This window comes from Chryseobacterium sp. L12, assembly GCF_056133985.1.
Map to the genome: position 1 here is coordinate 59,103 of NZ_JBVYOF010000018.1, position 11,976 is coordinate 71,078.

General features: G+C 35.8%; 12 protein-coding genes. 5 read left to right on the forward strand and 7 right to left on the reverse strand.

The features are described 5' to 3' along the window. Positions 1-6: 6 nt before the first annotated feature. The gene (locus AC0NBN_RS11455; RefSeq protein WP_160812720.1) at positions 7-651 is read left to right on the forward strand and encodes an ElyC/SanA/YdcF family protein; all 645 of its coding nucleotides are present in this window, start codon (positions 7-9) and stop codon (positions 649-651) included. Between the two features lie 74 nt (positions 652-725). Here AC0NBN_RS11455 and AC0NBN_RS11460 read toward each other — a convergent pair whose 3' ends face one another. Both AC0NBN_RS11460 and rho read right to left on the reverse strand, forming a co-directional pair. Further along, on the reverse strand, positions 726-1,322 hold the full coding sequence (locus AC0NBN_RS11460; RefSeq protein ID WP_143883242.1) for a superoxide dismutase: 597 nt from the start codon (positions 1,320-1,322) through the stop codon (positions 726-728). Between the two features lie 152 nt (positions 1,323-1,474). Continuing rightward, positions 1,475-3,316 carry a transcription termination factor Rho gene (rho, locus tag AC0NBN_RS11465; protein ID WP_160812677.1) on the reverse strand — a complete coding sequence of 614 codons (1,842 nt, stop codon included), beginning with the start codon at positions 3,314-3,316 and terminating at the stop codon, positions 1,475-1,477. Positions 3,317-3,461: 145 nt separating this feature from the next. Here rho and AC0NBN_RS11470 point away from each other — a divergent pair, with 145 nt between their 5' ends. The 4 genes from AC0NBN_RS11470 to AC0NBN_RS11485 all read left to right on the forward strand — a co-directional run bounded on the left by AC0NBN_RS11470 (position 3,462) and on the right by AC0NBN_RS11485 (position 7,206). Continuing rightward, positions 3,462-3,851: a DUF4293 domain-containing protein gene (locus AC0NBN_RS11470; protein ID WP_143883240.1), complete on the forward strand. Its 390-nt coding sequence runs from the start codon at positions 3,462-3,464 to the stop codon at positions 3,849-3,851. Positions 3,852-4,023: 172 nt separating this feature from the next. After that, positions 4,024-4,950 carry a M28 family peptidase gene (locus AC0NBN_RS11475; RefSeq protein WP_160812676.1) on the forward strand — a complete coding sequence of 309 codons (927 nt, stop codon included), beginning with the start codon at positions 4,024-4,026 and terminating at the stop codon, positions 4,948-4,950. 50 nt (positions 4,951-5,000) lie between these two features. After that, complete coding sequence (locus AC0NBN_RS11480) at positions 5,001-6,839, forward strand: ABC transporter ATP-binding protein (protein ID WP_143883238.1); 1,839 nt, start codon at positions 5,001-5,003, stop codon at positions 6,837-6,839. Positions 6,840-6,858: 19 nt separating this feature from the next. After that, the gene (locus AC0NBN_RS11485; protein WP_160812675.1) at positions 6,859-7,206 is read left to right on the forward strand and encodes a DUF1801 domain-containing protein; all 348 of its coding nucleotides are present in this window, start codon (positions 6,859-6,861) and stop codon (positions 7,204-7,206) included. A gap of 58 nt (positions 7,207-7,264) precedes the next feature. Here the strand turns inward: AC0NBN_RS11485 and AC0NBN_RS11490 are convergent, their stop codons facing one another. The 5 genes from AC0NBN_RS11490 to rsfS all read right to left on the reverse strand — a co-directional run bounded on the left by AC0NBN_RS11490 (position 7,265) and on the right by rsfS (position 11,954). Next, complete coding sequence (locus AC0NBN_RS11490) at positions 7,265-7,918, reverse strand: phosphatidylserine decarboxylase family protein (protein WP_160812674.1); 654 nt, start codon at positions 7,916-7,918, stop codon at positions 7,265-7,267. 37 nt (positions 7,919-7,955) lie between these two features. Beyond that, on the reverse strand, positions 7,956-8,816 hold the full coding sequence (locus tag AC0NBN_RS11495) for a phosphatidate cytidylyltransferase (RefSeq protein WP_160812673.1): 861 nt from the start codon (positions 8,814-8,816) through the stop codon (positions 7,956-7,958). Positions 8,817-8,838: 22 nt separating this feature from the next. Further along, complete coding sequence (locus AC0NBN_RS11500) at positions 8,839-9,420, reverse strand: LUD domain-containing protein (RefSeq protein ID WP_143883232.1); 582 nt, start codon at positions 9,418-9,420, stop codon at positions 8,839-8,841. A gap of 136 nt (positions 9,421-9,556) precedes the next feature. After that, the gene (ftsH, locus tag AC0NBN_RS11505) at positions 9,557-11,569 is read right to left on the reverse strand and encodes an ATP-dependent zinc metalloprotease FtsH (protein ID WP_160812672.1); all 2,013 of its coding nucleotides are present in this window, start codon (positions 11,567-11,569) and stop codon (positions 9,557-9,559) included. A gap of 16 nt (positions 11,570-11,585) precedes the next feature. Then, entirely contained in the window at positions 11,586-11,954 is a 369-nt protein-coding gene (gene rsfS, locus AC0NBN_RS11510) for a ribosome silencing factor (RefSeq protein ID WP_143883230.1), read from the reverse strand. Between the last annotated feature and the right edge of the window lie 22 nt (positions 11,955-11,976).

Consider the following 11,976-nt stretch of genomic DNA (forward strand, 5'->3'; position numbering starts at 1 on the left):
CACATGATGAAAAAAATACTGAAAAACTTTTTTAAATTTTTCCTGCTTCTTTTTGTGGCAGGATTTATTTTTGTTGTCTTTGCCAATTACAGCATTAAGAAAAGCACCGAAGCTTTTCTCTATGATGATACTTCACAGATTCCGCAGACTAAAACTGCCATGCTTTTAGGAACAAGCAAAACGCTGAGCAACGGTTATCCGAATGCGTATTTCACCAACCGCATAAAAGCTGCGGCAGACTTATATAAAAGCGGAAAAATTAAATATATCATCGTAAGCGGTGACAACAGCAGAAAAGATTACAATGAGCCTGAAGATATGCAACAGGCTCTGATGCAGCAAGGAATTCCACAGGATAAAATATTTCTTGATTTTGCAGGATTCAGAACTTTAGATTCAGTAGTAAGAGCCAAAGAAATTTTCAGTCAGAAGCAACTGATTATCATTTCACAAAAATTCCACAACGAAAGAGCTGTCTTTCTCGCCAGAAAAAATAATATTGAAGCGTATGGCTATAATGCTGAAAATGTCAATAAATACGCAGGTCTCAAAACAAACCTCAGAGAATATCTTGCAAAATCTAAAGCGTATTGGGATTTACTCTTTGAAATTGAACCTAAATTTGGCGGTGATAAGGTTTTGATTCCGTAATAGATTAAAACATTCTTAAAAACAAAAAAGGTTCAGAAAATTCTGAACCTTTTTTAATTATATAAACTGAAGATTTATTTGTTGAATAACTCCTCAACTTTATCCCAATTTACCACATCGAAGAATGCAGTTACATAATCAGGTCTTCTGTTTTGGTAGTTCAAATAGTAAGCATGCTCCCAAACGTCTAATCCTAATACCGGAGTTCCCTGTACATCAGCAACCGGCATTAGTGGGTTATCCTGGTTTGGAGTAGAAGTTACAGAAACAGATCCGTCTTCATTTTTTACCAGCCAAGCCCATCCTGAACCGAATCTTGTTTTGGCGGCATCAGAAAAATCATTTTTGAATTTTTCAAAACCTCCGTAGTTTTCAATAGCAGCTTTTACACTTCCTACAGGTTCTTTGCTACCACCCGGAGTTAAAATCTCCCAAAATAGTGTATGATTAAAATGACCACCTCCATTGTTTCTTACAGCTGGCTTTTCAGAACCGTTTTTACAAACATCTTCGATAGACTGACCTTCCAAATCTGTTCCTTCAATTGCTTTGTTTAAATTATCAACATAAGCCTGATGATGCTTAGAATGGTGAATCTCCATTGTTTTTGCATCAATTGTTGGTTCTAAAGCTTCGTAAGCGTATCCTAATTTTGGTAATTCAAATGACATAAGTTTGTTTTTAATGTTAATATGTAAATTTAGCCAATATTCAAGCCAAGTTCAAAAAATAGAGATTATTTTAATAAATCTTTAACATTGATAATAACAAATACAAAAGCAGCCAAAAAATTTGACTGCTTTATTTCTTAAGATAAAAAATCTTATTTATTCATTGACATTAAAAACTCTTCGTTATTCAAAGTTCCTCTGATGTTTTTATTCACAAATTCCATTGCTTCTACAGGATTCATTTCAGAAAGATATTTTCTTAAAATCCACATTCTTTGAGTAGTGACATCATCCATTAAAAGATCATCTCTACGTGTACTGGAAGCTACAAGATCAATTGCCGGATAAATTCTTCTGTTGGCGATTTTTCTGTCTAGTTGAAGTTCCATGTTTCCGGTACCTTTGAATTCTTCAAAAATAACCTCATCCATTTTAGATCCAGTATCGATAAGAGCTGTTGCAATGATCGTTAAAGATCCGCCGCCTTCAATTTTTCTTGCCGCTCCGAAAAATCTTTTCGGTTTGTGAAGCGCATTGGCATCAACTCCACCGGAAAGAACTTTACCGGAAGCCGGAGTTACCGTATTGTAAGCTCTTGCTAATCTCGTGATAGAATCCAAAAGAATAACTACGTCATGTCCGCATTCTACCATTCTCTGGGCTTTTGCCAAAACAAGATTGGCTACTTTCACATGTTTATCGGCAGCTTCATCAAAGGTAGACGCAATTACTTCAGCATTTACACTTCTTTCCATATCGGTTACCTCTTCAGGACGTTCATCAATCAGAAGTACCATCATATACACTTCAGGATGATTGGCCGCAATAGAATTGGCAATATCTTTCAGCAACATGGTTTTACCTGTTTTCGGCTGTGCAACGATCATCGCTCTCTGGCCTTTACCAATAGGAGCAAAAAGATCAACTATTCTTGTAGAGATAGTAGAATTATTTCCGGCTAAATTAAATTTCTCTTCAGGAAAAAGCGGCGTAAGATATTCAAATGCAACTCGATCTTTGATGAAAGCTAAATCGCGTCCGTTAACTTCAGTAGGTTTTAGTAAAGAAAAATATTTTTCACCTTCTTTAGGCAGACGTACGATTCCTTTTACGGTATCTCCGGTCTTTAAGCCGAAATTTCTGATCTGAGCTGTAGAAACATACACATCGTCTGGTGAAGAAATATAGCTGAAATCTGATGATCTTAAAAAACCGTAATTATCCGGTAAAATTTCTAAAACTCCTTCAATGCTAACCATTCCGTCAAAACTAAACTCTTTCCTTGGTTCAGCTTCTTCCTGCTTTTCAGCATGCCTGTTAGGATTTTGGTTAGGACTCTGGTTTTGACCCGAATTCTGATTTTGATTTTGATTCGGATTATTATTCTGGTTTCTGTTTTGAGAATTTCCGTTATTCGGATTTGGATGGTTTTGACCTTTTGTATTCTGAGGCTGACCCTGCGGTCTTTTCGGTCTTTCTTCTTTTTCCTGAACAGGCTGAGAATCTGTATTCACCGGAGCTTCTGTTTTCTCCTGTATTTCGGTTTCTGTTTTAGGTGCTGCAGAAACTCTTTTTCTTTTTTGTTTGGGTGTGCTTGCAGGCTTTTCTTCAGCAACCTCCTTTACTTTATCCTCTTCAGCAGCTTCAGGAGAGAGAATTTCTTCTTTTTTGATTTCCTTTTCAGGAGTTTCCTGTTCTTCCTTTTTTTCAGCTTCAGCTTCAGGCAGTACCTTTTTAGCAGTTTTTTTAGGAGCTGTTGTTTTTCGAGAGGTTGTTTTTGCGGGTTTTTCCGGCAGTGGTTCTTCTTTATTCTCAGAAACTTCCGTAGAGTTGAAATACTCTTTCGTCACTTTTGGATTGGAAGCCTGAAAATCTAAAATAGCAAAGATTTTATCGTTTTCATTGCTTGTTCTTGCAACCTTCACGCCTAAATCTTTCAAGATTTTAGTCAATTCCGTAACGGATTTTGACCTTAACGTTTCTATGTTAAACATATTTTATGTAAAAATGTAATTAATTGTGAGTAAGAAAAGTAAGTCCGGTGACTTTTGTTTTCAAGTACATTGTATATTGCAAATCTACACTTATTTTTGAATTGTGCAAAATTTATATTATTTTTGCTTCTGAATTTTAAATTCTATGCTACAAAGAATACAGACGGTTTGGATTTTACTTGCGGTTTTAGGCGCAGTATTTCTTTTTATAACAGGACAGGATGTTGATGTTTTCGGAAGTTTCCCGGTGATTGATGCTTCTTCAGTAGTTCTTGTTTTAATTGGAGCATTCAGTTTATTCAGTTATAAAAACAGAAAAAGACAAATCATGCTTAATACAGCCAGCATGATTATAAACGCTTTGTTGATTGGTATTTTGGTGTATTGGCTGCAAAATTTATCCGGAGGAATAGATTTTCCTGAGAAGGGTATTGAGCCGGTTTTTCCATTTATTTCGATAATCTGCTTGCTTATGGCAAATATTTTTATCAGAAAAGATGAGAGGCTCGTAAAATCTGTAGACAGACTCCGATAACCTAACAACGATTTTTTGAGTGAGAACAGCTTCTTTATTAGGAGCTGTTTTTTTAATATTCAGCGTTGGCTGCATCAACTTTAAATAAATAATATTTATTTTTATATCTCAGAAACAATTTGCTGAAATTTGCGACATATTCAGATTAAATAAATTAAAAGCAAAAATTAACATGAAAAAATTAACCTTTGTATTACTTTCATTTTTAAGTATATCTACTTTTGCACAAGAGGTGTCTGAAGAAAGAATAAAAACCATCATTTCAATTTTAGCTTCAGACGAAATGAAAGGCCGCGAAATCGGAACTCCGGAAAACGACAAATCTGCACAATATATCGCAGAACTTTTTGAGAAAAATAATCTGGAATACTGTACAGGAAATTCTTATTTAATCCCATTTGACTACAAAGGCAAAACTGCTTACAATGTATGTGGAATAAAGAGAGGAAAATCGGAAAAAGTTTTAGGATTTTCCGGACATTTTGATCATATCGGCACAAAAAATAAATCTGGCGGTGACAATATTTATAACGGAGCAGATGACAATGCAAGCGGAATTACCACATTAGTGGGTATTTCAGATTATTTCAAAGATAAGGATCCAGAATTTTCTATGGTTTTTATGGCATTTAACGGGGAAGAAAAGGGAATGTTGGGTTCTAAAGCAATTTCAGAAGATGACAACATGAATCGCATTAATGAAAACATTGCTGCCCTATTTAATTTTGAAATGGTTGCTACAGAATCTCAATTCGGAAAAAATGCGGTCTTTATTACCGGTGATGAATTCTCTGATTTGGACGAGCTTTTTAACAAATATGCTGTAGACGGTTTAAAAATTCATCCTGATCCGTATGCTAAACAGCAATTATTTTATCGCTCTGACAATGTAAGCTATGTAAAAAAGAAAATTATCGCCCATTCTATTTCCACAGTAGATATGACGAAAGCCAAGCATTATCATCAGCCGAATGATGACTTAAGTATTGTAAATTTCACCAACATGGCGCAGATTATCAACAACTTTTCAAAAACGGTTGAGAAGCTTACCCCTAAAAACTTCAGCCCGAAATACAACAATAAAGTAAAGTTTGATTAAAAACGTCTAATCATTATATTTTAAGTAATTTTGCTATCCAATTTTATTGAATGAACGAATATAGAAAAATATTAAAATTCGCAAAACCTCATCAAAAATACATCTACGGAAGTTTGTTCTTCAATCTCTTGTATTCGGTATTTCAGATTGCATCTTTAGGTACAATTCTGCCAGTTTTAGGGATGCTGTTTGGTACCATAAAACCAGAAAAGTACGACTCTGCTCCTGTTTATTCAGGTAATGTTCTGGATTTATTTTCATATCTGAAAGACTATTCCAACTACTACATCCAGACTTTAGTAGCCGATTATGGATCTCTTAAAGTTTTGGCATGGCTTTGCATCGTCACTGCATTTATGTTTTTTCTGAGAAATGTATTCAGATATTTGGGATCTTTTCTTTTGATTAATTATCGTGTAGGAGTTACTAAAGATCTTCGTGGCGAAATGTACAGGAAAGTTTTGTCTCTTCCTGTTTCTTTCTTCACCGACAGCAGAAAAGGCGACATGATGTCTAGAATGTCAAATGACGTTGGCGATGTAGAAGGTAATATACTAGGAAGCTTAGTGGAACTTATCAATGCTCCTTTTATGCTGATAAGTACGCTGATAACTTTATTTTGGTTAAGTCCCGAAATGACACTTTTTTCTCTTTTGGTTTTACCGGTAATGGGAACTCTAATTGCTCTGATCGGTAAAAGTCTTAAAAAAGATTCGCATGAAGCTCAACACGAAATGGGAACCATATTTTCTATTGTAGATGAAACTTTAAAATCATCAAAGGTGATTAAAATTTTCAGTGCAGAAAAGATAATGAATACCAGATTTATGGGATCAATGCAGAAGTGGATCAACAGTTCTATAAGATTGGGAAGAAAGAAGGAACTAGCCTCCCCGATGAGTGAATTTCTGGGTTCTGTAACCTTTCTGATTATTGCGTGGTACGGAGGAAAACAAATCATTGTAGATCAAAGTATTTCTCCAGCAGATTTCCTTGTATTTCTAGGAATTTTCTTCCAGATTTTACCTCCTGTAAAGACATTATCTTCATCTATTTCTAATGTACAGAAAGGCGAAGCTTCACTTAAAAGAGTATTGGAAATTCTGGAAGCTGATGTAAAGATTGAAGAAATCGCCGAACCTGTTTCTATTTCTACACTGAATAACCATATTGAGTTTAAAAATATCGGGTTCTACTATGATAAATCTAATTTAATTTTAAAGAACTTTAATCTTACAATTCCTAAAGGAAAAACAGTTGCTCTTGTGGGACAAAGCGGAAGCGGAAAAACAACTATTGCCAATCTTCTTGCAAGATTTTATGATGTTTCAGAAGGTCAGATTCTGATTGATGAGACCGACATCAAACATTTGAAGCTTAAAGAATACAGAAAGCTTTTAGGTATGGTTACTCAGGAATCTGTTTTATTCAACGATACGGTGTACAACAATATTCTGATGGGAAAACCCGAGGCTACAAGAGATGAAGTGATTGCTGCTGCTAAAATTGCGAATGCGGATACTTTTATTTCACAGCTTCCTAATGGTTACGAAACCAATATTGGAGATGATGGCGGGAAGCTTTCCGGCGGACAGAAACAAAGGGTTTCTATCGCAAGAGCTGTTCTTAAAAACCCACCGATTATGATTTTGGATGAAGCAACTTCTGCTTTGGATACAGAATCTGAAAAATTTGTGCAGGATGCCTTGGAAAAAATGATGGAAAACCGCACATCACTGGTTATTGCCCACCGACTTTCGACTATTCAGAAAGCTGACTGGATTGTCGTAATGGAAAAAGGCGACATCGTGGAACAGGGAAGTCATCAAGAGCTAATGGCTCAAAAAGGCGTTTACCATAAATTGGTGGAACTTCAGAATTTCGATTAATCAATTTCTTTACGTTTAAATGAACCTTATACAAGAATACTTCTACAAAATCAGTGAACCTGAAAGAAGTATTCTTTTGTTTTTAAGAAAGAAAATTCTGGAATCTGATCCTGACAACATTACCGAGACATTCAGCTTTGGTCTTCCTTTTTTCAAGTATAAAAAGAAGATGCTCTGTTATTTTTATTTCAGTAAAAAGCATAAAAAGCATTACATCAGCTTTTATCATGGTGATCGGCTGAACTATCCTGAACTCATCAGTGAAGGAAGAAAAAAGTTTAAAATTCTTTTAATTGATGAGAATACCGATTTGCCTGTGGAGCTGATTTTGAATATTATTGAGGAAGTGAAGAAATATATACGGTAACAAATAAAAATAGCTGTCTCATTACGAAACAGCTATTTTTCATTTATCTTTTATAAAATCAATCTCTCATTTTAGCAATCACATCAATTCCGCCTTTAGTCTTATCTCCAATCTTGCAGATGATTTCTGTATCTAAAGGTAAGAATATATCCATTCTTGATCCGAATTTGATGAACCCGAATTCGTGTCCTGCTTTTGCATTATCTCCTTCATTACAGTAAAATACAATTCTTCTGGCAACATATCCTGCAATTTGTCTGAAAACGACCTTATGATTGGTTAAACTCTCTACAGCAACCGTTGTTCTTTCGTTTTCTGTAGAAGATTTTTCATGCCATGCTACCAAATATTTTCCCGGATGATATTTTTTATAAATAACTTTTCCAGAAACCGGAAATCTGCAAATATGGACATTAAGAGGTGACATAAAAATAGAAACCTGAATTGCTTTTTCGTTTAAAAATTCTGATTCTTCTACTTCTTTAATCATAACGACTTTTCCGTCTACAGGAGCAATTACGTTTTCAACATGATCCTGAATATCACGGTTGGGAACTCTGAAAAACCAAAAAACCAGACTGTAAACTACCAGCAAAGGCACAATAATCAACAAGGAAAACATTTCCAGATAATAGATAGATACTGCTGCAATGATGGCAAAGAGTATGGTTGCAACTGCAATTGTTCCTTTTGATTCCTTATGTAGTTTCATGTGTAGATTTTTATAAGTCGGTGATGATCTTTTACGATTAAATAAATTTTTCTAAAATAAAGTACAAATATACGACAGGAACGCAAATGATAAAACTATCAAGCCTGTCTAAAATTCCCCCGTGTCCCGGAATAATATTTCCGCTGTCTTTCACCCCGAAATTTCTCTTCAGCTGGCTTTCCACCAGATCTCCCAAAGGCGCAAATGCTGCAATCAGAAAACCTACGACCATCCAGTTCCCGCGGAGCTGTGGCTGATACAATTCCACAAAGTAAGACAGCACTAAAGTTAGAACTACTCCACCTGCATAACCTTCCCACGTTTTTTTAGGTGAAATTTTAGGTGCCATTTTATGTTTTCCAAAAAATTTTCCTGTCAAATACGCAAAAGTATCGCTGCTCCATATCAGGAGAAAAAGAAAAAATACTTCCAGGGTAAAAGTATCATCAAAATTTGAAAATTTAGGCAGACCCAAAGCTAATGAAAACGGCAATCCTACATAAATAACGGTAAAAATTAGTTTTCCGCTGTCAAAATACAATTCATTTGAAAATTTAAATAAAGTAACGACAGCGATTAAAACTAATGATAACGCAAGAATTTCGTATAACCTGAAATTAAAGTAAAAATCATGATGGAAAAATCTTTTGGAAAAAGTGTAAAAGATGAATAATACAATCGGAAAAACAATCCATTTTTCGTATCCTTTACCAAACTGCATGATCCTGATGCATTCCCAAGTTCCTGCGAGCAAAAAGAAACTCATCAAGCCATAAAACAGATACTGCTGCTTTACAATTCCATTCAGAAGCTGCGCTCCGAACGGAGTTGTACAAAGAAAAATTACCGCTACATAAACAAGCCCCGAAAGTGTTCTCTGAATAAGATTTTTGTCCAAAATTTAAAATTTAATCTGCTTGTTAGTCTTCCAATAGAAGTAAAAAAAGCTTCGTATTGTTATTGGCAGCTGCATCCAGTTTAGAATGATTTCCGCTGATTGATGTAAGATTTTTAATATTCCCGGTGCGCTTTATTTTGCCCATTGCATCATTCAGATTATTTACAATCTGGGAAACATTTGCCATAATGATAATCTTACCGGGAAGCCTGGAAGAATGGTAGTGCAAAATGTTATTATGAGAAAGCATAATCCTTCCGTCATAAGCAATTAAATACTCACACGTAATAAATGCTGCATCATTCGACTGCTGAAGCTCTGCATTATAGTTTGTTTTCAAAACATTCAGAAAACCCTGTAAATCCTTATCACAACAAAACATTGAGCTGATTCCCTCAATTTTAATAATCTGGTTCAAAGTCTGCAATGCTTCGGCCTCATCTGCACAGTAGTTGAAAAACCCACCCGAATGAGTAAACAACTGTGCAAACTTGTAATCAAGATCGGCGTTTTTCAGCGAATCTCCAAGTTTTTCCAGGCTCTGCTTCTCCTCATCTTCAGGCTGATTGGTAAGTTTGCTTACAATTCTTTTAAATAAACTCAACTTAGTATATTTTTAGTCAACTTAGTACAAAAATAGAAAATATAATCTTAAAGAATCCAATAATATGACTTAAAAACAAAAAATTCCCGACAAATATTTATTTATCGGGAATTCTGTACAATATTAACCAATTTTTTTAAATCTGTGTAGGGCTTTCCGGTGCCTTAATTTCACCTTCTGCTATATTGCCTTCGTCATTATTTGGCTCCAGTCTGTTTTCCGGAATTGTATTGGTAACCGGCTTTTCCGTTAACTCAGGATCCCACGCTCTTTTTCCGAAAATTTCTTCAAGATCCTCACGGAAAATAACTTCTTTTTCCAAAAGCTTACTTGCCAAAGCATCAAGCTTATCTTTATTTTCTGTTAAAATCTGAACTGCTCTGTCATATTGATTTTCAATAATTCCTTTGATCTCAACATCAATTTTCTTCGCTGTTTCTTCAGAATAAGGTTTTCCGAAAGAGTATTCAGATTGTCCTGAACTGTCATAGTAGGATATGTTTCCGATGTTTGGACTCAAACCATAAATGGTCACCATAGCCTGAGCTCTTTTCGTTACATTTTCAAGATCAGAAAGCGCACCTGTGGAAATATTGTTGAATATCACCTGCTCTGCAGCTCTTCCGCCCAATGTTGCACACATTTCGTCCAGCATTTGTTCTGTGGTAGTCAACTGCCTTTCTTCCGGAAGATACCAAGCCGCTCCTAAAGAACGCCCTCTCGGAACAATTGTCACTTTTAATAGCGGAGAAGCATGTTCTACCAACCAAGAAATTGTTGCGTGTCCCGCTTCGTGATAAGCCACTCTTCTCTTTTCCGAAGGCTTGATTGCTTTATTCTTTTTCTCAAGACCACCGATAATTCTGTCAACCGCATCAAGGAAATCCTGTTTAGTAACAGCTTCATGATTGTTTCTTGCTGCAATAAGAGCAGCTTCGTTACAAACATTTGCTATGTCTGCACCACTGAAACCTGGAGTCTGTTTAGCTAAAAACTCTCTGTCTACAGTATCATCCATTTTAATCTTGCTCAAATGAACATCGAAAATTTGTCTTCTCTCATGAAGTTCCGGCAAATCCACATAAATCGAACGGTCAAAACGACCAGCTCTCATCAAAGCTTTATCTAAAATATCTGCTCTGTTGGTTGCTGCCATTACAATTACATTGGTATCTGTTCCGAAACCATCCATTTCTGTTAAAAGCTGATTCAGAGTGTTTTCTCTTTCATCATTTCCGCCCGAGAAGTTATTTTTTCCTCTTGCTCGTCCGATGGCATCAATCTCATCAATGAAAATAATTGCCGGAGACTTGGCTTTTGCCTGAGCGAATAGATCTCTTACTCTGGAAGCTCCTACACCAACAAACATCTCCACAAAATCTGAACCTGAAAGCGAGAAGAAAGGAACTTTTGCCTCACCGGCTACTGCTTTTGCCAATAATGTTTTACCCGTTCCCGGAGGACCAACCAAGAGTACTCCTTTAGGAATCTTGCCTCCCAGTTTTGTATATTTTTCAGAATTTTTAAGAAAATCTACAACTTCCTGTACTTCTTCTTTTGCTCCTTCTAAACCTGCAACATCTTTGAATGTTACCTGAATTCTTTCTTTTTCGTCAAAAAGTTTAGCCTTAGATTTACCGATTGAGAAAATCTGTCCACCAGGACCACCGCCACTTCCCATTTTTCTGAAAAGAATGAAATAGAAGAGCCCCAAAATCCCGATCCATACCAATGCCTGAATAAGAAATCCCATCAGCGGGCTTTCACCTTCTGCATAATCTTTGGTTGTTTTTATAGCTGGATTTTCAGATTTCAGCGTTTCAAACTTTGAGAGAAACAACTGTAAGTCTCCATACTTCAATGTATAGTCTGGCTTTGGTGACATCCCGAAAGAAGGGAATGCAGCAGGTGCTTTGTCTTTATTAGCCTGTACAGTTTCTGTTTTTGCTTCTTTCGTTAAATATACATCAGCCTTCTGCGCCTGTTTGTCTATTAAAACTTTCTGAATCTTTCCCGCCTGCATTGTTCTGAAGAATGTATCTTCGTCCATAGATTTTGCACCGCTGTCACCAAACGAATTAGCAACAAAAAATAGCAAAAGAGCTATAATCATTATTGGGAAAAACCAGTTAAATCCTTTATTATTCATTTATTACTTTTAAAATTTATATTGCGTTTTCAATTCTTGTGATTTTAGCATCACCCCAAAGTTCTTCAATATCATAATATTCTCTGGTCTGCTTCTGAAAAATATGTACTACCACCGAAACATAATCTACCAAAACCCACATAGCATTTTCCGTACCTTCTACATGCCAAGGTCTGTCGTGAAGTTCGTTTCTTACTTTCTTCTCAACATTTCCCGCTAATGCCGAAACCTGTGTATTTGAATTTCCGCTGCAGATAATGAATGTTTCTGCTACTGAATTTTCGATATTGGTAAGGTCAAAAATCATGATATCTTCTCCTTTCACATCCTGGATAGCCTCGATAATTTTATCTATTAGTGCCTGCTTTTCTGCTGTTTTACTCATTAATATATATATAATCTGCAAA